Here is a 22,719-nt window from a genome sequence, read left to right on the forward strand (position 1 = left end):
TTAATAATCCGTTACTAAATGTTGTAATTAAAGGAGTTTCACCTCATGTTTAATTACGGACATTTTTACTATGAATATATTTCAACATGGAATAAAGAGAACTTTTTCCATCGCAGCACTACTCTGTGCGTCTGTTTCTTCCGCTTGTTATGCGGCGGAGACGGTCTCTACTAACCAAACTATGTGGGACCAGTGGAAAAATAATCCTGGATTTACTGAAGCACTCGATGAATTAGGTATTGACTACAATAATTTAATCAATCCAGCTTATGCATCAACCTATGATGCACAAAATGTAAATAACCCCCTGTTCTGGCTCAACCGTACCCTGAAAATATACGGTGAAAGCGAACAAGGACGCTATCAAATTCCTGTCAGCGAAGTTCATGCTGATGGTCGAGCCAGAACCACCAGCCATGGACGTAATAGTTTCTTCTTAACGCATACGTGGGGCGTCAAGAACGAAAGCGTCACCCTCCGTCTTGGTAATGTTCCGCAAAATGTTTCCTGCTATGCCGCCATTGATCCAAACTACGAGGGTATAGGTAGCCCTATTAAAGATCTTGTTCTTAATGCAAATGGTGAGACAACCTACACGTTTTCTCAGGATGCGCTGCTTGTCGTCGGCTGCCAGGATCAAACCCAAAAAATGGAGAATGTGGATAAATTTGTCTCCGTTGATATTGTTAACGGCGGCACATATCACCCCCTCTTTATCTTTGGTATAAATGACAGGGCCGAGTGGCACCAGCAGGCACAGGCCACAACATCATCAAGCTACCACTTTATGTTTGATGGCAGGACACGCTTTGTTGCGAGTCAGACAGTCTCGAAAAACTCAGCGGATAAAAATATACTGCAGACTCTCCGCCAGTCGCTACTGCGTACTATCACTTATGACAAACTCGATGGTCTGGATGGTTCCAGCTGGCTGCACCAGCCTAGCCGTGGTTTACTCTTCGCTACTTATCAGGCCTGCTGTTGGGCAAATGGCGGACAGGGGCTGACAGGCATAGGCGGTGACAGCTCAATCCCTGAGACGCCGAGCTGGCTCGACTGGCACGAGTACGGTCACCATTTCCAGATGGCCTGGTCCTGGGATTCGCTGACTGAAATAACCGTTAATCTGTATTCCCTCGCGGCGTGTTATACCACGCTCGGTGATGTAGATATCAAAAAATGTCATAGTAATTCTGGCCTTAGCGGCTTCAGCTGGGATCAACAAGCTGTCGGAACACTGCTGAAATCAGGCCACACATGGGATTTCAATACAGAAAACCAATTCCGCCGGGCGACTTTCTTTGGTGAACTGATGACAAGCTGGCCGCAGCTTTACCCGGCCCTGGGGAAAGCGTACCGTGAAGTTAACCAGAATGACCCAATCCTGGTTAATAGCAACCAGAAAAAAATCGACTGGTTCACACTTAATGCCAGTAAAATCGCCGGCGTTAATCTGAACCAGTATTTCCAGCAGTGGAATATTCCCCTTTCCCCAGAGGCGGTTGCAGCGATTAATGCGCTGAACTTACCTCAGCCTAAAAAAGTGGAGAAAACCTTTACCGGTAGCCTCAACGGCTCTTCCCCGATAACGATTGAAGTTCCGGCTGAAGATAACACCGTGAATGTTGCTTTTGTGACCAACACGCCTAAGGCTGGCCCAACGTCTCTGGTCTGGGTAGAGAATAATGAAACACCACTGTATGCACAGGTTGTCGATAGCCGTAACAGAAGTTTCATCGTGAAACTGCGTGGGCAAACCAGCCATGGTGGTTGCAGCCTCCATTCCGTTAACAGCGTGGTTAACTGCAACTCAGGAACAAGTGCATATTTAAGAGTCGCTTATAAAGCAGAAGATAACCCGCTTCTGCCTCAGGGCAGCTATACCGGTGTCCTTCACCTGATCGCGAATGACTGGCACAACACGGACTGGACGGCAAACGTGAATGTCGATCTCTCCATTGTGAAGTAAGTGCTTTATTGCTGCGCCAGTTTCTGGCGCAGCAGAAAATGATTCGGCCTAACTTGCTTATTTATCAGATTCACTACAATGAATATTAATTAGTTCTACATTTAATAATCCGTTACTAAATGTTGTAATTAAACAAGCTTCACCTCATGTTTAATTACGGACATTTTAACTATGAATATATTTCAACATGGAATAAAGAAAACTTTTTCCATCGCAGCACTACTCTGTGCGTCTGTTTCTTCCGCTTGTTATGCGGCGGAGACGGTCCCTACTAACCAAACGATGTGGGACGAGTGGAAAAATAATCCGGGATTTACTGAAGCACTCGATGAATTAGGTATTGACTACAATAATTTAATCAATCCAGCTTATGCATCAACCTATGATGTACAAAATGTCAATAACCCCCTGTTCTGGCTCAACCGTACTTTAAAAGTTTACGGTGAGGCTGAACAAGGTCGCTATCAAATTCCTGTCACCGAAGTTCATGGCAATGGCACGAACAGAACCACCAACGGGGGACGTAATAATTACTTCTTAACGCATACATGGGGCGTCAAGGGTGAAAACGTCACCCTCCGTCTCGGTGATGTTCCGCAAAATGTTTCCTGTTATGCTGCCGTTGATCCTAACTACGAAGGTATTGTCGGTCCTGCTAATGAGCTTCTTCTGAATGCAAACGGTGACACAACCTACACCTTCTCTCAGAACGCGCTGCTTATCGTTGGGTGTCAGGATAAAACCAAAAAAATGGAGAATATTGATACATTCGTCTCCGTTGATATTGTTAACGGCGGTACGTATCACCCCCTCTTTATCTTTGGTATGAATGACAGAGCCGAGTGGCGCCAGCAGGCACAGGCCACAACGCCATCAGGCTACCACTTTATGTTTGATGGCAGGACACGCTTCGTTGCAAGTCAGGCAATTGCGCAAAACTCAGCAACTAAAAATATAGAGCAGACTCTCCGCCAGTCCCTGCTGCGAACCATTACTTATGACAAAGTCGATGGGCTGGATGGCTCGAGCTGGTTGCACCAGCCTAGCCGTGGTTTGCTCTTCGTCTCTTATCAGAGCTGCTGCTGGGCAAATAGCGGGCAAGGGCTGATTGGCGTGGGTGGTGACAGCTCAATCCCTGAGACGCCGAGCTGGCTCGACTGGCACGAATACGGTCATCAGTTCCAGATGGGATGGTCCTGGAGTGACCAGGGAGAAGTTACCGTCAACCTTTATTCTTTAGCTGCATGTTACACCACGCTCGGCGATACCGATATCAAGAACTGTCACAGTAATGAAGGCTTTAACGGATTCGGTTGGGATCAACAAGCTATCGGCACTCTGCTGAAATCCGGGCACACCTGGAATTTTGCTAAAGAACAAAATGTGTTCCGCCGGGCGTCTTTCTTTGGTGAACTGATGACGAGCTGGCCACAGCTTTACCCGGCCCTGGGGAAAGCTTACCGTGAAGTTAACCAGAATGACCCAACCCTGGTTAATAGCAGCCAGAAAAAAATCGACTGGTTTACACTTAATGCCAGTAAAATCGCCGGCTTAAATCTGAATCAGTATTTCCAGCAGTGGAATATTCCCCTTTCCGCAGAGGCGGTTGCAGCGATTAATGCGCTGAATTTACCTCAGCCGAATAAAGTGGAGAAAACCTTTACCGGTAGCCTGAATGGCTCTTCCCCAGCTAATATTGAAGTACCGGCTGAAGATAAAAATTTCAATATTGCTTTTGTAACCAACACACCTGAAGCAGGTCCTACCTCTCTGGTCTGGGTTGAGGATGTTGAAACACCACTGTATGCGCAGGTTGTCGATAATCGTAACAGAACCTTCATTGTGAAACTGCGTGGCCAGAACAGCCATGGCGATTGCAATATTCATTCCGTTAATACCGCGGTTAACTGCTCCGTAGGAACAAGTGCACATTTAAGAGTCACTTATAAAGCAGAAGATAACCCGCTTCTGCCTCAGGGCAGCTACACCGGTGTCCTTCATCTGATTGCGCGTGACTGGCACAAAACGGACTGGACGGCAAACGTGAATGTCGATCTCTCCATTGTGAAGTAAGTACTTTATTGCTGCGCCAGTTTCTGGCGCAGCAGAAAATGATTTGGTATCCCCCCTGCAATGCGTACAATCCGCCTCTCACTATGAATTATCCAGGAGAGTGGATGGACGCTCGTTTTGTTCAGGCCCATAAAGAAGCGCGCTGGGCGCTGTGGCTGACCCTTCTCTATCTTGCCGCATGGTTGGTAACCGCTTACTTACCTAATTCAGACATCGGTATTACCGGCCTGCCTCACTGGTTTGAAATGGCGTGCCTGCTGGTACCGCTGGTATTTATCCTGCTGTGCTGGGCGATGGTTAAATTTATCTACCGGGATATTCCGCTGGAGGACGATGATGCAGCTTGAAGTCATTCTGCCGCTTGTCGCATACCTGCTGGTCGTATTTGGCTTGTCCATTTATGCCATGCGTAAAAGGGCGACCGGCGCCTTTCTGAATGAGTATTTCCTCGGTAGCCGTTCGATGGGCGGCGTCGTGCTGGCCATGACGCTGACGGCCACCTACATCAGCGCCAGTTCATTTATCGGCGGTCCCGGTGCCGCGTATAAGTACGGGTTAGGCTGGGTACTGCTGGCCATGATCCAACTGCCTGCCGTCTGGCTTTCTCTGGGTATTCTGGGTAAAAAGTTTGCCATTCTGGCCCGGCGCTATAATGCCGTGACGCTCAACGATATGCTGTTTGCACGCTACCAGAGTCGCTTGCTGGTATGGCTGGCAAGCCTGAGCCTGCTGGTCGCCTTTATTGGTGCGATGACGGTGCAGTTTATCGGTGGAGCTCGTCTGCTGGAAACGGCAGCCGGGATCCCCTACGAGACAGGGTTGATTATCTTCGGGGTAAGCATTGCGCTGTATACTGCGTTTGGCGGATTCCGCGCCAGCGTGCTGAACGATACGCTGCAGGGAATGGTCATGCTGATTGGCACGATCGTTCTGCTGGTGGGCATCGTTCATGCTGCGGGTGGACTTACGCATGCGGTGGAAACCCTGGAAGCTATTGATCCGAAACTGGTCTCGCCGCAAGGCGCGGATGATATTCTTTCTCCGGCATTTATGACGTCGTTCTGGGTGTTAGTCTGCTTTGGGGTGATTGGTCTGCCCCATACCGCCGTGCGCTGTATCTCCTATAAAGACAGCAAAGCCGTTCACAAAGGCATTATTATCGGGACGATTGTCGTCGCGATCCTGATGTTCGGCATGCATCTGGCGGGTGCATTAGGACGTGCAGTCATCCCTGACCTTACCGTGCCGGATCTGGTGATCCCGACACTGATGGTTAAAGTGCTGCCGCCATTTGCCGCCGGGATTTTCCTTGCTGCGCCAATGGCCGCTATTATGTCCACTATCAACGCCCAGCTACTGCAAAGCTCCGCGACGATCATTAAAGATCTCTATCTCAACCTGCGTCCTGAGCAGGTAGAAAATGAACGTCGCCTGAAGCGTATGTCAGCCATTATTACTCTGGTGTTAGGGGCATTGCTGCTGTTAGCCGCATGGCGCCCGCCGGAGATGATCATCTGGCTGAACCTGCTGGCGTTCGGCGGCCTTGAAGCCGTTTTCCTCTGGCCGCTGGTGTTGGGTCTCTACTGGGAACGTGCCAATGCTGCAGGCGCGCTGGGCGCGATGATTGTTGGCGGTGTGCTGTATGCCGTACTCGCAACGTTTAAGATTCAGTACCTGGGCTTCCATCCTATTGTGCCTTCGTTACTGCTAAGTTTACTGGCGTTTGTGGTGGGGAACCGTTTCGGTCAGCCCGTCCCACAGTCCGCTATGATTTCTACTGATAAATAAAGAGTTTTGCCATGCCGTGGATCCAATTAAAACTGAACACAACCGGCGCGAACGCCGAGGAACTGAGCGATGCGCTGATGGAGGCCGGCTCGGTCTCCATCACCTTCCAGGACACGCATGACACGCCGGTCTTCGAGCCGCTGCCGGGCGAAACGCGCCTGTGGGGTGATACCGACGTCATTGGACTTTTCGATGCCGAGACCGACATGAAAGAGGTCGTCGCGATTCTGGAAAACCATCCACTGTTAGGTGCAGGTTTCGTGCACAAAATCGAACAGCTGGAAGATAAAGACTGGGAACGGGAGTGGATGGATAACTTCCACCCGATGCAGTTTGGCAAGCGTCTGTGGATCTGCCCAAGCTGGCGCGAAGTGCCAGATGAAAACGCCGTCAACGTGATGCTCGACCCGGGCCTGGCATTTGGTACCGGCACCCACCCGACCACCTCCCTGTGCCTGCAGTGGCTGGACGGTCTGGATCTGGCAGGAAAAACCGTGATCGACTTCGGCTGCGGCTCCGGGATCCTCGCTATCGCGGCGCTGAAACTGGGTGCGGCAAAAGCGATTGGGATCGATATCGATCCGCAGGCAATTCAGGCCAGCCGCGATAACGCCGAGCGTAACGGCGTCTCCGATCGTCTGGAGCTGTATTTGCCGGATGCGCAGCCAGCGGCCATGAAAGCCGACGTGGTGGTCGCCAACATCCTGGCAGGCCCGTTACGTGAACTGGCACCGTTAATCAGCGTACTGCCCGTTGAGGGCGGTCTGCTGGGGCTTTCAGGTATCCTGGCAAGCCAGGCCGACAGCGTGTGTGAAGCCTATGCGGATCTCTTCGCCCTCGACCCGGTGGTAGAGAAAGAGGAGTGGTGCAGGATCACCGGTCGTAAAAAATAAGCATTTGGCGTGGTCATCTGACCACGCCTCTCCTCCACTGATAGTCCTCTCTCCCCGCGCATTTCTCCGGTAAAATAACCACACAAATCATAATGATTTGAATTACAACAATTCACCGGAAGAATATTATGAATCACATTACTGGCAAGGCAGCGCTGATTGCGCTGAGTATGATCTCGGCTTCAGCTTTCGCATCACACTGGAGCTACGAAGGGGAAGGTTCACCGGAACACTGGGGTGAGCTGGATGAGGCCTACAAAACCTGTCAAAATGGGATGTATCAGTCTCCGATTAATATTGATTCGACCATTAGCGCCCATCTCTCTCCGCTGAAAACACACTACATTGATGGCCCCATGACGCTGACGAACAATGGCCATACCATTCAGGCCAGTGAGAAGGCGGATACCCGCGACACTATTACGCTGGATAACCAGGCCTGGACGCTGCAGCAGTTCCATTTTCACGCGCCGAGCGAGAACACCGTGCATGGCAAGAAGTACGCAATGGAAATGCATCTGGTGCATAAAAATAGCGCGGGTGAGCTGACCGTGGTGGCCGTCATGTTCAATAAAGGCGCAGCGAACCCGGAACTTGATAAACTGTGGAGCGTGATGCCTCAGCAGGCCGAACAGAACGCCTCCATCAATCAGGAACTCGACCTGAACAAGCTGCTCCCGGTCAACAAAACTTACTGGCGCTTCAGCGGTTCACTGACCACCCCACCTTGTTCAGAAGGCGTCACCTGGATTGTGCTTAAGCACCCTCTCACGCTCTCAGCTGAGCAGTTGGAGAAATTCACCCATACAATGCATCACGATAACAATCGCCCGGTACAGGCCCTGCATGGCCGTCTTGTGGTCGAATAATCTGCATTTTTTGCCCTGAGATCATGTTCTAAAATGCGACAGAGATCGCAAAGAAGTGAGGAAATCTGCTGCGAAAAACAGCAGATTATCCCGCTCAACTGTCGCGTTTAATGAGAAATGATGAGAAGTTACGGGAAATTGTAAGCGCTCATAAAACAATCATTTAATTATAACCCAATGATTTAAATGATGAATAATTTTTAACGGAATAATTGAGCGGCGATTCCTTGATCTACAACAGTGGATTGTTCAAAGTTTGGCCTTTCATCTCGTGCAAAAAATGCGTAATATACGCCGCCTTGCAGTCACAGTATGGTCATTTCTTAACTCATGCGCATCGGACACCACCAGCTTAGAAATCGCCTGATCGCAGCCCCAATGGCAGGTATTACCGACCGGCCGTTCAGGACGCTGTGCTATGAGATGGGAGCCGGTTTAACCGTATCCGAGATGATGTCGTCTAACCCGCAGGTCTGGGAAAGCGATAAATCCCGCCTTCGGATGGTGCACATTGATGAGCCAGGTATCCGCACCGTGCAAATCGCCGGAAGCGTGCCTGAAGAGATGGCAGATGCCGCGCGTATTAACGTGGAAAGTGGCGCCCAGATTATTGATATAAATATGGGTTGCCCGGCCAAGAAAGTGAATCGCAAGCTTGCAGGTTCAGCCCTTCTGCAATACCCCGATCAGGTGAAGTCTATCCTGACGGCGGTTGTCAGCGCGGTGGACGTTCCTGTTACGTTGAAGATTCGCACGGGTTGGTCGCCGGAACACCGTAACTGTGTAGAGATTGCCCAACTGGCCGAAGACTGTGGCATTCAGGCCCTGACCATTCATGGACGCACTCGCGCCTGTTTGTTCAATGGTGAAGCTGAATACGACAGCATTCGGGCAGTTAAGCAGAAGGTTTCCATTCCGATTATCGCGAATGGCGACATAACTGACCCGCTTAAAGCCAGGGCTGTGCTCGACTATACGGGAGCTGATGCTCTGATGATAGGACGTGCAGCTCAGGGAAGACCCTGGATCTTCCGGGAAATCCAGCATTATCTGGACACTGGGGAGCTGCTTGCCCCACTGCCTCTGGCAGAGGTTAAGCGCTTGCTTTGTTCGCATGTTCGGGAACTGCATGACCATTACGGTCAGGCAAAAGGGTACCGAATTGCGCGTAAACACGTCTCCTGGTATCTCCAGGAGCACGCTCCAGATGACCAGTTTCGGCGCACATTCAACGCCATAGAGGATGCCAGCGAACAGCTGGAGGCGTTGGAGGCATACTTCGAAAATCTTGCGTAATGAAATAAAGAGCTGACAGAACTATGTTCGAACAACGCGTAAATTCTGACGTACTGACCGTTTCTACCGTTAACTCTCAGGACCAGGTAACTCAAAAGCCCCTGCGTGACTCGGTTAAACAGGCACTGAAGAACTATTTTGCTCAACTGAATGGTCAGGATGTTAATGACCTGTATGAGCTGGTACTGGCTGAAGTTGAACAGCCACTGTTGGACATGGTGATGCAATACACCCGCGGTAACCAGACCCGCGCTGCGCTGATGATGGGTATCAACCGTGGTACTCTGCGTAAGAAACTGAAAAAATACGGCATGAACTAATTTCGATTAGCGAAATGCTTGTTTAAAAAGGCGCTACTCGGCATGGGGATGCGCCTTTTTTATTACCTGCCAATGCTATCGTCAACACTTTGTAAACCCTCGCGTATCCCGCTTTTAAACCGCAACTTTTCGTGTATATTTCCACCACTTCAGTGGTTCTCTTCTCGCGGACTGACACAATGATTCGTAAATACTGGTGGCTGGTTGTCTTTGCAATCTCCGTTTTCCTCTTCGATGCCCTTTTGATGCAGTGGATTGAACTGATGAGCACTGAAACCGACAAGTGCCGCAATATGAACTCCGTGAACCCGCTCAAATTAGTGAACTGCTCAGAACTCGATTAACGCCCTGACGTCACTGCCCCCCGAATTACCCACTAAAAACGGGGATTTAAAACCCTTTGAGCCGTTACCTTACGGTGATAATGTCTCGCCCTTCTCAACCTCTCCTGCTTAACGTCAGACACGAGTAGAACCGACCATGCTGGTTAGCCAATACAACCTTATCCTTGTAGTTCTTTCCTTCGTTGTGGCCATCCTCGCGTCGTATACCGCACTGAATATGGCGGCACGCGTCGCCGGAAGTCAGGGCGTCGCCGCCCGCGTCTGGTTGGCTGGCGGCGGTATTGCGATGGGCATTGGCGTGTGGGCTATGCACTTTATCGGCATGCTGGCGATGGACCTCTCCATGAGCATGAGTTACAACGTCAGCCTGACCATTTTATCCATGGTCATTGCCGTGGGTTCTTCACTGTTTGCACTCTGGCTCGTCAGCTGTGAACAACTGCGCTTGCGCCGTCTGCTACCCGGCGCGCTGGTGATGGGAAGCGGTATTATCGCCATGCATTACACCGGTATGGCCGCGCTGGAAGTGAGGCCCGGTATCGTCTGGGACACGTTGTGGGTGGCCATTTCAGTCGTCATTGCCCTTGCCGCTTCGCTTGCTGCATTGTGGCTGACCTTCCGCCTGCGTCACGAAGCGGCTCAGGTCGTGCTGATGCGTCTGGGTGCCGCCATCACAATGGGCATTGCCATTGCCGGTATGCACTACGCCGGGATGAGAGCCGCGCAGTTTCCAATGTCGACGATGACGCACCATGTTGGTATTAACAGCAGCTGGCTCGCCATGCTGGTCAGCGTCGTCGCGCTCTCTATTCTTGGGATCACCCTGCTGGTGTCGATGCTGGATGCCCGTCTTCAGGCACGTACTGCCCTACTGGCCTCATCGCTTGCAGAAGCGAACCGGGAACTTGCTCAACTGGCGCTGCAGGATACGCTAACGCGTCTGCCCAACCGCATCCTGCTGGAAGACCGACTCGATCAGGCGATCAGTAAAGCCGATCGTGAAGGAACCCATTTTGCGCTGATGTTTATGGATCTCGACGGCTTTAAAGCCATCAATGACGCCTATGGTCATGATGTCGGTGACAAACTGCTGGTCGCCGTTACGCAGCGTCTGCTACTGCTTCTGAAGGGCCAGTTCACTCTTGCACGTATCGGCGGTGATGAGTTTGTTCTGCTGGCTGAGGGCGAAGGCCCGGACGATGCCGCCTCGCTGGCAAATTCGCTGGTACGCGCAATCGATAGCCCGTTCAACCTCGACCCTTATGAACTGATGGTGACCCTCAGCATTGGTATCGCTTTTTATCCTCACGACGGCAAAACCGAACGCGAGTTGATGTTTAACGCCGACGCGGCGATGTACCACACCAAGCATATGGGCCGAAACGGTTATCACTTTTTCCAGCCTTCCATGAACACCCTGGCGCAGACCCATCTTCAGTTAATGAACGATCTGTGGATGGCCATCGAACGCAATGAGCTGCGCCTGTTGTATCAGCCAAAATTTCACGCGCCCGCAGGACCTCTCCTCGGGTTTGAGGCACTGTTGCGCTGGCAACATCCTAAGCAGGGACTACTGACGCCGGATCTTTTCCTGCCACTGGCGGAAAAGACGGGGCTTATCATCCCTATTGGTAACTGGGTGATCAATGAAGCCTGCCGCCAGCTGAGAGAATGGCATCTTCAGGGACATCAAGACTGGTCAATGGCTGTAAACCTGTCGACATTGCAGTTTGAACAACCATCACTGGTTAAAACGGTTCTCGACTGCCTGGAGCGCCATCAGGTACCGCCGGAAATGCTGATCCTGGAAGTTACGGAAACGACGGCAATGAGCAACCCGGATGAGAGCGTACGGGTGCTGACAGAATTGACGAATGCAGGCGTGAAAGCGTCCATTGATGACTTTGGAACCGGGTATTCAAGCCTGCTGTATCTCAAGCGCTTACCGGCCTGTGAACTGAAGATCGACAGAGCATTTGTAAAAGAGTTAAGCGGGGAAAGCGAGGATGCCACCATTGTCTCGGCGATTGTGGCTCTCGCAAAAACACTTAACCTGAAAGTCGTGGCTGAAGGTGTGGAAACCGAAGCCCAGCAAACCTTTTTAACAGAGCTGGGTTGTAACACCCTTCAGGGTTATCTGTTAGGCAAACCAGCCAGCGCGCAGACCATAGAGGCGCTTTGTGCGCGAGGTGAAATGTTGCCTGGCGCTGAGCTGTAGTCATCCTGAGGCGACACGCGCAAGACAGGGAGTGTCGCCAGAATACTGTCGACCAGCGCGGGTGCCTGTTGATAGAGATTAAAACTGTCGGTATTCATTAACCAGTTTTTAATGATTCCGCTAAAAAAGCCATGCAATACAATCATGGTCAGTTCAACATTCATCTGCGCCGCAACGATTCTCTGAGAAATACATTTTTCTAGCGTAATACGTAAAGAATCATAATTAAAGCCAATGCGTTTACGGATTTCATCTTCTGAAATCATATCGCTATGAAACTCACATTTATGATACAGAATTTGTAAAAGCGCGCATTGCCGGGGTTCATGCGCGATATACTGTAGCGCAGTAATAAATTGCTCACGAAGCATTAACAACGGGTCATCATTTTCGGAAAGAGAAAGCCTGTCGCAAATAATGTCACGCAGCGGTAATTGCTGTTCCCAGATCGCATTAAATATCTCTGTTTTACTGGTAAAGTGCCAGTAGATGGCACCGCGCGTAACCTTTGCGGCATCCGCGATATCCGTCAGCGTCGTGCTGGCCACGCCACGCGTCGCAAACTGCCCGATAGCCGCCTCAATCAACTGCTGTCGGGTCTGTTGAGCCTCTTCTTTCTTTTTACGCGCCATAGGCAGCTACTCGTTACTCACTGGGTTTATACGTAACCTCGGGTTCGGATGGCTGGAATTATTCCCTAAAACCCGTTTTCATTTTGCACAAAAAAAGTCAATTCCCTTAACTCATAATTAATACAAATGCATAATCAATATTTAATTCATGATATGAATATTTTAAGGCATTAAACCCTCTTTCTCTGGTTAGCCTGGAGGGGAGTATATTCATATCTTCTCCGGGCCCCATTCTGATTTTTCCTTCACGCCTCGTCATTCGCACTTATAAATTAAAAAACATTAAATATCCTCATTATTATACGCAGCTACATTTTATTTTTTTATCCCTCTGCCCCAACGACCGTTCTACGGCAAATCTCGGTTAATGGGTATTTAAAGGAACAGTAATGACGAATCATTTCAGACGTTTGCCCTTATCCGGTTTCATTGTCTGCGCTGTACTGCTCTCTGGATGCGATGGCCAGGAAAACCAACAACAACATCCCCAGGCACCTCAGGTCAGCGTGCATATCGTGAAAAGCGCGCCGCTGGCGGTCACCACTGAACTCCCGGGCAGAACGGATGCATTCCGCGTGGCGGAGGTTCGTCCACAGGTTAGCGGTATCATCCTGCGTCGTAACTTCACGGAAGGTAGCGATGTAAAAGCAGGAGATTCGCTTTACCAGATTGATCCTGCGACCTATCAGGCGGCTTACGACAGCGCGAAAGGTGAGCTGGCGAAGGCCCAGGCGGCGGCCAATATTGCGCATCTGACAGTAAAACGTTATCTCCCGCTGGTAGGCACCCAGTATGTCAGCAAGCAGGAGTATGACCAGGCCGTGGCAACAGCCCAACAGGCCGATGCCAGTGTTATCGCCGCCAAAGCCGGCGTCGAAAGTGCACGTATTAACCTTGCCTATACCAAAGTGACGTCTCCCGTCGATGGGCGCATCGGCAAATCCAGCGTGACAGAAGGTGCTCTCGTCACGAACGGGCAGGCCTCTGCACTGGCAACAGTCCAGCAGTTTGATCCGATTTACGTCGACGTCACCCAGTCCAGCAATGAATTTATGCGCCTGAAACAGACAAGCCTGCAAAAAGGCGACACGGCCAGCAGCGTTGAACTGCTGATGGAAAATGGTCAGCCTTATCCGCTGAAAGGAACGTTGCAGTTCTCAGACGTCACGGTGGATGAAAGCACCGGTTCTATTACCTTGCGCGCCATTTTCCCTAACCCTCAACACCTTCTGTTACCCGGGATGTTCGTTCGCGCCCGCATTGATGAAGGCACACAGCCGAATGCAATTCTGATTCCCCAGCAGGGTCTGACCCGTACGCCGCGAGGTGATGCAACCGTCATGGTGGTTAACGATAAAAACCAGGTTGAGCCACGCACCGTCGTTGCGCCTCAGGCCATTGGCGATCGCTGGCTGGTGACGGAAGGGCTGAAAAACGGTGACCGCGTGATTGTCAGCGGATTACAAAAAGCCAGGCCAGGTGCCACCGTCGTCGCCACCCCAGATACCACCACAGCGCCCGCCAGTTAAGGAACGACGACATGGCTAATTTCTTTATTCAGCGGCCGGTTTTCGCCTGGGTACTTGCCATCATTTTGATGATTGCAGGCGGGCTGGCTATTCTCAAACTGCCCGTTGCCCAGTATCCAACGATTGCCCCGCCAGCCGTTGCGATTTCCGCAACCTACCCCGGCGCAGATGCCCAGACGGTACAGGATACCGTGACCCAGGTTATCGAACAGAACATGAACGGTATCGATAACCTGATGTATATGTCCTCCACCAGCGATTCAGCGGGTAATGTCACCATCACCCTGACCTTCGAGTCGGGAACAGACCCGGACATCGCCCAGGTGCAGGTGCAGAACAAGCTGCAGCTGGCCATGCCGCTGCTGCCGCAAGAAGTTCAGCAGCAAGGGATTGGCGTTGAGAAGTCCAGCAGCAGCTTCCTTTTGGTCGCCGGTTTTGTTTCGGATAATAAAAGCCTTACTCAGGATGATATCTCCGACTACGTCGCTTCGAACGTCAAGGATGCCATCAGCCGAACATCGGGTGTCGGCGACGTTCAGCTGTTTGGTGCCCAGTATGCGATGCGCATCTGGCTCGACAGTAACGCGATGAACAAATACCAACTGACGCCGCTGGATATTATCAATCAGTTAAAAACGCAGAACGACCAGATAGCGGCAGGCCAGTTGGGTGGAACACCATCAGTCCCTGGACAGCAGCTGAATGCCTCCATCATCGCGCAAACTCGCCTGAAATCACCGGAAGAGTTTGGTCGCGTCACGCTCAAAGTGAACCAGGACGGCTCAATGGTTCATCTGAAGGATGTGGCTCGCATTGAGTTGGGTGGCGAAAACTACAATATGGTGACCAAAATCAACGGGCAGGCGGCAACCGGTCTGGGGATTAAGCTCGCTACTGGTGCAAACGCGCTGGATACGGCGGCAGCCATCAAGAGCAAGCTGGCACAACTGCAACAGTTCTTCCCGCAGGGACTGAAGGTCGTCTACCCCTACGACACCACGCCTTTTGTGAAAATCTCGATTCATGAAGTGGTGAAGACCCTGTTTGAGGCGATCATTCTGGTCTTCCTGGTCATGTATCTGTTCCTGCAAAACCTGCGGGCAACGCTGATCCCAACGATCGCCGTGCCGGTTGTTCTGCTGGGGACCTTCGCCGTGCTGGCTGCGTTCGGTTTCTCCATCAATACCCTGACGATGTTTGGGATGGTGCTGGCGATAGGGCTACTGGTTGATGACGCCATCGTGGTCGTCGAGAACGTTGAGCGCGTGATGGTGGAAGATAAACTGCCGCCGAAAGAGGCCACGCAGAAGTCAATGGAGCAGATTCAGGGCGCGCTGGTGGGGATCGCCATGGTCCTCTCTGCGGTATTTGTTCCGATGGCATTTTTTGGTGGCTCGACTGGGGCCATCTATCGCCAGTTCTCGTTAACTATCGTTTCCGCGATGGCGCTATCCGTGCTGGTCGCGCTGATCCTGACCCCCGCACTCTGCGCAACGTTGCTTAAGCCCGTCTCCAGCGACCACCATGAGAAAAAAGGGGGCTTCTTTGGCTGGTTCAATGCGCTCTTTGATAAGAGTGTGGAACACTACAGCAACAGCGTGAGCGGTATTTTGCGTAAGACCGGTCGCTATCTGGTGGTGTACGTCATTATTGTTGGTGGCATGGCGGTGTTGTTCCTGCGCTTACCGACCTCCTTCCTGCCCGAAGAGGACCAGGGGGTCTTTATGACAATGGTTCAACTCCCGGCGGGGGCGACCCAGACGCGTACTCAGGCGGTCCTCGACCAGGTTCAGGACTACTATCTGGGCAAAGAGAAGGCGAACGTTGAATCCGTCTTCACCGTAAACGGCTTTAGCTTTAGCGGCCAGGGTCAGAACTCCGGTATTGCCTTTGTCAGCCTGAAGCCCTGGGAGGAGCGCCCGGGCGAGAAAAATAGCGTTGAAGCCATCGTGGGTCGCGCGACAAAAGCGTTCAGTCAGATTAAAGACGGCCTGGTGTTCCCGTTCAACCTGCCTGCGATTATTGAGCTTGGAACCGCAACGGGATTCGACTTTGAACTTATCGATCAGGCTAACCTGGGACATACCCAGCTGACGCAGGCACGTAATCAACTGCTCGGGATGGTAAAAGAGCACCCAGACCTGCTGGTGCGCGTGCGTCCAAACGGACTGGAAGATACGCCTCAGTTCAAGCTGGATGTCGATCAGGAAAAGGCGCAGGCATTGGGCGTCAGCCTTTCCGACGTCAACCAGACTATCTCGACGGCGTTGGGTGGCACCTATGTGAACGACTTTATCGACCACGGGCGCGTGAAAAAAGTTTACGTGCAGGCAGATGCCCGTTTCCGCATGCTGCCGGGGGACATTAACAACCTCTACGTGCGCAGCGCGAACGGAGAGATGGTTCCCTTCTCCGCCTTTAGCTACTCTCACTGGGTTTATGGCTCACCTCGCCTGGAACGCTTCAACGGGATGCCTTCAATGGAGATCCTCGGGGAATCCGCACCGGGTAAAAGTACCGGCGAAGCGATGGTGTTGATGGAAAGCCTGGCCGCAAAACTGCCTGCAGGAATTGGCTATGACTGGACGGGCATGTCTTATCAGGAACGCCTTTCCGGTAACCAGGCGCCCGCACTGTATGCCATTTCACTGATCGTGGTGTTCCTGTGTCTGGCGGCCCTGTATGAGAGCTGGTCCATCCCATTCTCCGTGATGCTGGTTGTGCCGCTGGGTGTTATCGGTGCTCTGCTCGCCGCGTCGCTGCGCGGATTGAACAATGACGTCTATTTCCAGGTCGGCCTTCTGACGACAATTGGCCTGTCGGCGAAAAACGCCATCCTGATTGTCGAATTTGCTAAGGACCTGATGGATAAAGAAGGTAAAGGGATTATTGAAGCCACCCTGGAAGCATCAAGGATGCGCCTTCGACCGATCCTGATGACCTCCCTGGCCTTTATCCTTGGCGTCATGCCGCTGGTAATCAGTACCGGAGCCGGGAGCGGTGCGCAAAATGCTGTCGGTACGGGCGTTATGGGAGGCATGCTTTCCGCGACGCTGCTGGCGATTTTCTTCGTTCCCGTTTTCTTTGTGGTTGTCCGGCGACGGTTTACCCGCCATAAAGAGTAACGCCCCCATGAAAGGCACCCTGCGGTGCCTTTTTTATTTTTAATATAAACAATAAATTAGACATTATTGAATTGCAGTGTTAAAAATGCGGTGATTTACATTAAGTAGAAACGCCCTGTTGTGTCTCCATAATTTCTCCATTAATTCATCCTGAAACCGACTTTTCTCCACGATTTTTACAAACGACATACTTTGAGATTATTCCCCGTGCAACGAGGTGTTACCCCGGTGGTAAAATAGCCTCCAGTTCGTTAATAGCCCTCCTGGCTTTGTAGCGAATGAGAAATAATACTGAGGTAACATCATGAAAAGATTCATTTCCGTTGCACTTCTCGCTGCGCTACTTGCTGGATGCGCGCACGATTCTCCATGTGTACCGGTTTACGATGACCAGGGTCGACTGGTTCATACCAATACCTGTATGAAAGGCACCACCCAGGATAACTGGGAAACCGCGGGTGCTATCGCCGGCGGAGCGGCTGCCGTGGCGGGTTTGACGCTGGGTATCGTTGCCCTGACGAAGTAACATCAATTAAGAAAGCGCGGCTCGGGCCGCGCTTTTGCGTTTAAAAAGTGCATTGTTTTCTAATAAGTAAAAAAATAGCCCCGTTTTTATTCAAGAAATTAATTCCCATCGACTGGCTATCACATCTTTTTAGTATATAAAAGTTTATTTCATATTTTATCGTGATGATTTTCACACATTAATCTTATTGAATACCCTGCCAATATTCACTTCAGAAACTATCTCTTGATTTATCTCATCCTCATCGAAACTTTTGCTCCGATTTGTGGCACAGGTTGTAATTTCGCACCGTTTCGGGGCGTTCGTTTTATTTAAGCGTGTCTACACTCAGCATTAAGCGTTCTGTTATCACTTATTTTGTGGAACGCAAAACTGGCATTACGTTTGCTTTATAAACGTTGGCCAAAGCCACAGACAGGTTTAGCGCTTAAAAAGCGCTTCTATAACGATAAATTTCGCCACACAGGATGCATTATGAAAAAGACGATGATAGCCAGCCTGACCGCTGCAGGCATGTTGTTTGCCGTAGCGGGCCAGGCCCATGCGGGTACGACACTGGATGCCGTTAAAAAGAAAGGTTTTGTTCAATGTGGTATCAGTGATGGTCTGCCTGGCTTCTCATATGCCGATGCGAACGGCAAATTTACCGGTATTGATGTGGATGTCTGCCGCGGCGTCGCAGCTGCCGTTTTTGGGGATGACAGCAAAGTAAAATACACCCCGCTGACGGCGAAAGAACGCTTTACGGCGCTGCAATCCGGTGAAGTTGACATGCTCTCGCGTAATACCACCTGGACCTCCTCTCGTGATACAGGTATGGGGATGTCATTTACCGGCGTGACCTATTATGACGGCATCGGATTCCTGACCCACAATAAAGCGGGCCTGAAAAGTGCCAAAGAACTGGATGGCGCCACCGTATGTATCCAGGCGGGTACGGATACTGAGCTGAACGTCGCGGATTATTTCAAAGCCAATAAGATGAAATACACCCCTGTGACGTTTGATCGCTCGGATGAATCAGCCAAAGCACTGGAATCCGGCCGTTGCGACACGCTGGCCTCTGACCAGTCACAGCTGTATGCCTTACGTATTAAGCTGAGCAACCCGGCAGAATGGATTGTGCTGCCAGAAGTGATCTCCAAAGAACCTCTCGGACCTGTTGTTCGTCGTGGTGATGAAGACTGGTTCTCCATTGTTCGCTGGACCCTGTTTGCCATGCTGAACGCGGAAGAGATGGGCATCAACTCGAAAAACGTTGATGAGAAAGCCGCTAATCCATCCAACCCGGATATGGCTCACCTACTCGGTAAAGAGGGTGATTTCGGCAAGGATCTGAAGCTGGATAACAAGTGGGCTTACAACATCATCAAGCAGGTGGGTAACTATTCTGAGATCTTTGAGCGCAACGTGGGATCGGAAAGCCCGCTGAAGATCAAACGCGGCCAGAACAATCTCTGGAATAACGGCGGCATTCAGTACGCGCCACCAGTACGTTAAGTCAAAGCTGTAACGGGCACTGCTCAGGCGGTGCCCAGTCCAGAGTCATGGTTACTGAGGTTTCTTTATGTCCCATCGCCGCTCAGCCGTAAAAGGAACGCTATCCTTTTCTCATCCCGCGGTCCGCGCCTGGCTATTCCAGATCATTGCTATTGTTGCGGTTGTTCTCATCGCCGTGTATCTCATCCATAACACCATCACCAACCTGAATAACCGCGGTATTACCTCCGGTTTTGCGTTCCTGGATCGCAGTGCAGGGTTTGGTATTGTTCAGCATCTTATTGATTATGAGGAAGGTGACACGTACGGACGCGTGTTTGTGGTCGGTTTACTGAATACGCTGCTGGTATCGGCGCTTTGTATTGTCTTCGCCTCGATATTGGGTTTCTTTATTGGCCTGGCTCGTCTTTCTGAAAACTGGCTCCTGCGGAAGCTTTCAACCTTTTATATTGAAACGTTCCGCAACATCCCACCGCTGCTGCAGATCTTTTTCTGGTATTTCGCGGTCCTGCGTAACCTTCCTGGCCCCCGTCAGGCCGTCGATGCGTTTGAGCTGTTTTTCCTGAGTAATCGTGGGCTATACATTCCCTCTCCGCAGTTCGCCGAAGGGCTTTACGCCTTCATCGTCGCAGTTATTATTGCGATCGCCATTTCTGTCGGGCTGTTCCGTTATAACCGCAAGCACCAGATTAAAACAGGGCAGCTTCGTAAAACATGGCCCGTTGGCGCTGCGCTAATTGTTGGCTTACCGTTAGTCGCTCACTGGCTTTTTGGTGCGGCTTTGCACTGGGATATCCCCCATCTGCGCGGGTTCAATTTCCAGGGCGGGATGGTGTTAATTCCTGAACTGGCAGCACTCACGCTGGCGCTCTCGATTTATACCTCCGCATTTATTGCAGAAATCATTCGCTCCGGGATCCAGGCGGTGCCTTACGGACAGCACGAGGCGGCGCGTTCACTTGGTTTACCGAATACCGTGACGCTGCGGCAGGTCATTATTCCCCAGGCCCTGCGGGTAATCATTCCGCCACTGACCAGTCAGTATCTCAACATTGTCAAAAACTCCTCGCTGGCCGCCGCGATTGGTTACCCGGATATGGTGTCTCTCTTCGCCGGCACCGTGCTTAACCAGACCGGACAAGCTATAGAAACCATTGCCATCACCATGTCTGTCTATCTGATCATCAGTCTGGCGATTTCATTGCTGATGAACCTTTATAACCGCCGTATTGCACTGGTCGAGCGCTAAGGATTTATGATGTCGAAAGCGATACTGTCGCACTCCTCGCGTCCAGCCAGCACAACCGGTGGACGTTTCATTATCTGGGCACGTAAGAACCTGTTCTCCAGCTGGAGCAACAGCCTGCTGACAATAGTCTGCCTGTGGTTGATGTGGGAACTGATCCCGCCGCTACTCAACTGGGCATTCCTGCAGGCGAACTGGGTGGGTTCCACGCGTGCCGACTGTACGAAAGCGGGCGCATGCTGGGTGTTTATTCACGAGCGTTTTGGCCAGTTCATGTATGGATTGTATCCTCATGAACAGCGCTGGCGGATTAATCTGGCGCTGGTTATCGGTCTGCTTTCCATCGCCGTAATGTTCTGGAAAAAGCTACCTCATCGCGGACGCTATATTGCCGGCTGGGCTGTGGCGTATCCTATTATTGTTTGGGTGTTGTTGTATGGCGGCTTCCTGGGGCTGGAATGCGTTGAAACACGCCAGTGGGGTGGTCTGACGCTGACGTTGATTATCGCTTCCGTGGGGATAGCTGGCGCTCTGCCGTGGGGCATTTTACTCGCTCTGGGTCGTCGTTCAACAATGCCGGTCGTGCGTGTGCTCTCAGTGATCTTTATTGAGTTCTGGCGTGGCGTACCACTGATCACCGTATTGTTTATGTCTTCGGTCATGCTGCCGCTGTTTATGGCAGAAGGTACAACGATCGACAAACTGATTCGTGCCCTGGTCGGGGTGATTCTGTTTCAGTCTGCCTATGTCGCTGAAGTTGTGCGTGGTGGCCTGCAGGCGTTACCTAAAGGCCAGTACGAAGCAGCGGAATCACTGGCTCTCGGATACTGGAAAACGCAGGGGTTGGTCATCCTTCCACAAGCACTCAAGCTGGTGATCCCGGGCCTGGTCAACACGATCATTGCCCTCTTCAAAGATACCAGCCTGGTCATCATCATCGGATTGTTCGATCTCTTTAGCAGCGTGCAGCAGGCAACCGTTGACCCTGCCTGGCTGGGCATGTCCACCGAGGGATATGTCTTTGCTGCTCTGATCTACTGGATCTTTTGTTTTAGCATGTCGCGCTACAGCCAGCACCTGGAAAAGCGCTTTAACACCGGGCGTACACCGCACTGAGGAAATTATGAGCCAAATTACTATGACACCCGCCGACGCGATGATTACGCTGGAAAACGTGAATAAATGGTATGGACAGTTTCATGTCCTGAAAGACATTAATCTCAAGGTAAAGCAAGGTGAACGAATCGTTCTTTGCGGCCCTTCCGGTTCAGGGAAATCGACAACCATTCGCTGTATCAACCATCTTGAAGAGCATCAGCAGGGACGCATTGTGGTTGATGGTATCGAGCTGAATGAAGATATTCGCAATATCGAACGCGTGCGCCAGGAAGTGGGGATGGTATTTCAGCACTTTAATCTATTTCCCCACCTGACCGTTCTGCAGAACTGTACGCTTGCGCCGATTTGGGTACGAAAGATGCCGAAACAGGAAGCGGAGGCGTTGGCAATGCATTACCTCGAACGCGTACGTATTGCAGAGCACGCCAATAAGTTTCCCGGCCAGATCTCAGGCGGACAACAGCAGCGTGTGGCTATCGCCCGTTCGCTATGCATGAAACCCAAAATTATGCTGTTTGACGAACCGACATCTGCGCTGGATCCGGAAATGGTGAAAGAAGTGCTGGATACTATGATTGGGCTGGCGCAATCCGGGATGACGATGTTGTGCGTGACGCATGAGATGGGTTTTGCCAGAACGGTGGCAGACCGGGTGATCTTTATGGACCGCGGTGAGATCGTTGAACAGGCCCCACCGGATGAGTTCTTTGCGCATCCGAAGTCGGAACGTACGCGTGCATTCCTGTCGCAGGTGATTCATTAGTCATTTGCTTTGCCTTACCCGGCCTACCGTTTTTTCTGCACATAAACGCAAAAAGGCCATCCTTTCGGATGGCCTTTTCACTTATTTGATGTCTGGCAGTTCCCTACTCTCACATGGGGAGACCCCACACTACCATCGGCGCTACGGCGTTTCACTTCTGAGTTCGGCATGGGGTCAGGTGGGACCACCGCGCTAAAGCCGCCAGACAAATTCTTTTACTTCTTGCCGAACTTTAACCTAAGTATAAAGTGGTGCTGATACCCAGAGTCGAACTGGGGACCTCACCCTTACCAAGGGTGCGCTCTACCAACTGAGCCATATCAGCACACTAAATTTGATGCCTGGCAGTTCCCTACTCTCACATGGGGAGACCCCACACTACCATCGGCGCTACGGCGTTTCACTTCTGAGTTCGGCATGGGGTCAGGTGGGACCACCGCGCTAAAGCCGCCAGGCAAATTCTGTTATCTGTATCAGGCTGAAAATCGTCTCTCACCGCCAAAACAGCT

At 51.4% G+C, this 22,719-nt stretch carries 18 protein-coding genes, 1 tRNA gene and 2 rRNA genes; 17 read left to right on the forward strand and 4 right to left on the reverse strand.

The features are described 5' to 3' along the window. Positions 1 to 70: 70 nt before the first annotated feature. The 10 genes from AAER43_RS20605 to AAER43_RS20650 all read left to right on the forward strand — a co-directional run bounded on the left by AAER43_RS20605 (position 71) and on the right by AAER43_RS20650 (position 11,770). Positions 71 to 1,969, forward strand: a complete 1,899-nt coding sequence (locus tag AAER43_RS20605) for a M60 family metallopeptidase (RefSeq protein WP_224955179.1) — start codon at positions 71 to 73, stop codon at positions 1,967 to 1,969. A 171-nt stretch (positions 1,970 to 2,140) separates the two neighbouring features. Further along, positions 2,141 to 4,042 (forward strand): M60 family metallopeptidase, encoded by a 1,902-nt coding sequence (locus tag AAER43_RS20610; protein ID WP_224955178.1) that lies wholly within the window; start codon positions 2,141 to 2,143, stop codon positions 4,040 to 4,042. A 104-nt stretch (positions 4,043 to 4,146) separates the two neighbouring features. Further along, positions 4,147 to 4,389 carry a YhdT family protein gene (locus AAER43_RS20615; RefSeq protein WP_014885441.1) on the forward strand — a complete coding sequence of 81 codons (243 nt, stop codon included), beginning with the start codon at positions 4,147 to 4,149 and terminating at the stop codon, positions 4,387 to 4,389. Continuing rightward, entirely contained in the window at positions 4,379 to 5,830 is a 1,452-nt protein-coding gene (gene panF, locus AAER43_RS20620; protein WP_014885442.1) for a sodium/pantothenate symporter, read from the forward strand. The genes AAER43_RS20615 and panF overlap by 11 nt, the downstream gene beginning before the upstream one ends. Positions 5,831 to 5,841: 11 nt before the next feature. Continuing rightward, positions 5,842 to 6,723: a 50S ribosomal protein L11 methyltransferase gene (gene prmA, locus AAER43_RS20625; RefSeq protein WP_014885443.1), complete on the forward strand. Its 882-nt coding sequence runs from the start codon at positions 5,842 to 5,844 to the stop codon at positions 6,721 to 6,723. Between the two features lie 128 nt (positions 6,724 to 6,851). Continuing rightward, a complete protein-coding gene (locus AAER43_RS20630) occupies positions 6,852 to 7,592 on the forward strand; it encodes a carbonic anhydrase family protein (protein ID WP_050863149.1) in 741 nt (246 codons plus the stop codon). 330 nt (positions 7,593 to 7,922) lie between these two features. Further along, positions 7,923 to 8,888: a tRNA dihydrouridine synthase DusB gene (gene dusB / locus AAER43_RS20635; RefSeq protein ID WP_014885445.1), complete on the forward strand. Its 966-nt coding sequence runs from the start codon at positions 7,923 to 7,925 to the stop codon at positions 8,886 to 8,888. A 23-nt stretch (positions 8,889 to 8,911) separates the two neighbouring features. Beyond that, a complete protein-coding gene (gene fis, locus AAER43_RS20640) occupies positions 8,912 to 9,208 on the forward strand; it encodes a DNA-binding transcriptional regulator Fis (RefSeq protein ID WP_000462905.1) in 297 nt (98 codons plus the stop codon). 179 nt (positions 9,209 to 9,387) lie between these two features. Next, positions 9,388 to 9,552 carry a DUF2556 family protein gene (locus AAER43_RS20645; RefSeq protein ID WP_014885446.1) on the forward strand — a complete coding sequence of 55 codons (165 nt, stop codon included), beginning with the start codon at positions 9,388 to 9,390 and terminating at the stop codon, positions 9,550 to 9,552. A gap of 136 nt (positions 9,553 to 9,688) precedes the next feature. Further along, complete coding sequence (locus tag AAER43_RS20650; protein WP_045268630.1) at positions 9,689 to 11,770, forward strand: bifunctional diguanylate cyclase/phosphodiesterase; 2,082 nt, start codon at positions 9,689 to 9,691, stop codon at positions 11,768 to 11,770. On the opposite strand, the gene envR is transcribed toward AAER43_RS20650, so the two are convergent. Beyond that, positions 11,686 to 12,402, reverse strand: a complete 717-nt coding sequence (gene envR, locus AAER43_RS20655) for an acrEF/envCD operon transcriptional regulator (protein WP_014885448.1) — start codon at positions 12,400 to 12,402, stop codon at positions 11,686 to 11,688. The two genes, AAER43_RS20650 and envR, sit on opposite strands and share 85 nt — an antisense overlap. Positions 12,403 to 12,791: 389 nt before the next feature. Between envR and AAER43_RS20660 the strand changes: the two genes are divergently transcribed. The 7 genes from AAER43_RS20660 to AAER43_RS20690 all read left to right on the forward strand — a co-directional run bounded on the left by AAER43_RS20660 (position 12,792) and on the right by AAER43_RS20690 (position 22,210). After that, positions 12,792 to 13,931, forward strand: a complete 1,140-nt coding sequence (locus AAER43_RS20660; RefSeq protein ID WP_050863401.1) for an efflux RND transporter periplasmic adaptor subunit — start codon at positions 12,792 to 12,794, stop codon at positions 13,929 to 13,931. 11 nt (positions 13,932 to 13,942) lie between these two features. Continuing rightward, positions 13,943 to 17,056 (forward strand): efflux RND transporter permease subunit, encoded by a 3,114-nt coding sequence (locus AAER43_RS20665; RefSeq protein ID WP_045268631.1) that lies wholly within the window; start codon positions 13,943 to 13,945, stop codon positions 17,054 to 17,056. Between the two features lie 304 nt (positions 17,057 to 17,360). Next, complete coding sequence (locus tag AAER43_RS20670; RefSeq protein ID WP_008502867.1) at positions 17,361 to 17,582, forward strand: lipoprotein; 222 nt, start codon at positions 17,361 to 17,363, stop codon at positions 17,580 to 17,582. Positions 17,583 to 18,056: 474 nt separating this feature from the next. Then, on the forward strand, positions 18,057 to 19,082 hold the full coding sequence (locus tag AAER43_RS20675) for an amino acid ABC transporter substrate-binding protein (RefSeq protein WP_050863400.1): 1,026 nt from the start codon (positions 18,057 to 18,059) through the stop codon (positions 19,080 to 19,082). Positions 19,083 to 19,149: 67 nt separating this feature from the next. Further along, positions 19,150 to 20,331: an amino acid ABC transporter permease gene (locus tag AAER43_RS20680; protein ID WP_014885452.1), complete on the forward strand. Its 1,182-nt coding sequence runs from the start codon at positions 19,150 to 19,152 to the stop codon at positions 20,329 to 20,331. Between the two features lie 9 nt (positions 20,332 to 20,340). Next, positions 20,341 to 21,444 carry an amino acid ABC transporter permease gene (locus tag AAER43_RS20685; RefSeq protein ID WP_050863399.1) on the forward strand — a complete coding sequence of 368 codons (1,104 nt, stop codon included), beginning with the start codon at positions 20,341 to 20,343 and terminating at the stop codon, positions 21,442 to 21,444. A gap of 7 nt (positions 21,445 to 21,451) precedes the next feature. Then, positions 21,452 to 22,210, forward strand: coding sequence for an amino acid ABC transporter ATP-binding protein (locus AAER43_RS20690; RefSeq protein WP_014885454.1), 759 nt, complete (start codon positions 21,452 to 21,454; stop codon positions 22,208 to 22,210). 90 nt (positions 22,211 to 22,300) lie between these two features. Here the strand turns inward: AAER43_RS20690 and rrf (AAER43_RS20695) are convergent. From rrf (AAER43_RS20695) to rrf (AAER43_RS20705), 3 genes are all read right to left on the reverse strand, one after another. Further along, positions 22,301 to 22,416: ribosomal RNA gene (gene rrf / locus AAER43_RS20695) — 5S ribosomal RNA — on the reverse strand. Positions 22,417 to 22,459: 43 nt separating this feature from the next. Beyond that, positions 22,460 to 22,535 (reverse strand) — tRNA-Thr (locus AAER43_RS20700). A 14-nt stretch (positions 22,536 to 22,549) separates the two neighbouring features. Then, positions 22,550 to 22,665, reverse strand: a 5S ribosomal RNA gene (gene rrf, locus AAER43_RS20705). Positions 22,666 to 22,719 lie beyond the last annotated feature (54 nt).

The organism is Enterobacter sp. FUJ80071, from assembly GCF_038739915.1.
Taxonomy (GTDB): domain Bacteria; phylum Pseudomonadota; class Gammaproteobacteria; order Enterobacterales; family Enterobacteriaceae; genus Enterobacter; species Enterobacter kobei.

Coding starts and splice junctions, on each gene's coding strand:
- AAER43_RS20645 (WP_014885446.1), top strand. CDS start 9,388: ATGATTCGTAAATACTGGTGGCTGGTTGTCTTTGCAATCTCCGTTTTC.
- prmA (WP_014885443.1), top strand. CDS start 5,842: ATGCCGTGGATCCAATTAAAACTGAACACAACCGGCGCGAACGCCGAG.
- panF (WP_014885442.1), top strand. CDS start 4,379: ATGCAGCTTGAAGTCATTCTGCCGCTTGTCGCATACCTGCTGGTCGTA.
- fis (WP_000462905.1), top strand. CDS start 8,912: ATGTTCGAACAACGCGTAAATTCTGACGTACTGACCGTTTCTACCGTT.
- AAER43_RS20605 (WP_224955179.1), top strand. CDS start 71: ATGAATATATTTCAACATGGAATAAAGAGAACTTTTTCCATCGCAGCA.
- AAER43_RS20660 (WP_050863401.1), top strand. CDS start 12,792: ATGACGAATCATTTCAGACGTTTGCCCTTATCCGGTTTCATTGTCTGC.
- AAER43_RS20650 (WP_045268630.1), top strand. CDS start 9,689: ATGCTGGTTAGCCAATACAACCTTATCCTTGTAGTTCTTTCCTTCGTT.
- AAER43_RS20615 (WP_014885441.1), top strand. CDS start 4,147: ATGGACGCTCGTTTTGTTCAGGCCCATAAAGAAGCGCGCTGGGCGCTG.
- AAER43_RS20630 (WP_050863149.1), top strand. CDS start 6,852: ATGAATCACATTACTGGCAAGGCAGCGCTGATTGCGCTGAGTATGATC.
- AAER43_RS20665 (WP_045268631.1), top strand. CDS start 13,943: ATGGCTAATTTCTTTATTCAGCGGCCGGTTTTCGCCTGGGTACTTGCC.
- AAER43_RS20685 (WP_050863399.1), top strand. CDS start 20,341: ATGTCGAAAGCGATACTGTCGCACTCCTCGCGTCCAGCCAGCACAACC.
- AAER43_RS20680 (WP_014885452.1), top strand. CDS start 19,150: ATGTCCCATCGCCGCTCAGCCGTAAAAGGAACGCTATCCTTTTCTCAT.
- AAER43_RS20690 (WP_014885454.1), top strand. CDS start 21,452: ATGAGCCAAATTACTATGACACCCGCCGACGCGATGATTACGCTGGAA.
- dusB (WP_014885445.1), top strand. CDS start 7,923: ATGCGCATCGGACACCACCAGCTTAGAAATCGCCTGATCGCAGCCCCA.
- envR (WP_014885448.1), bottom strand. CDS start 12,402: ATGGCGCGTAAAAAGAAAGAAGAGGCTCAACAGACCCGACAGCAGTTG.
- AAER43_RS20675 (WP_050863400.1), top strand. CDS start 18,057: ATGAAAAAGACGATGATAGCCAGCCTGACCGCTGCAGGCATGTTGTTT.
- AAER43_RS20670 (WP_008502867.1), top strand. CDS start 17,361: ATGAAAAGATTCATTTCCGTTGCACTTCTCGCTGCGCTACTTGCTGGA.
- AAER43_RS20610 (WP_224955178.1), top strand. CDS start 2,141: ATGAATATATTTCAACATGGAATAAAGAAAACTTTTTCCATCGCAGCA.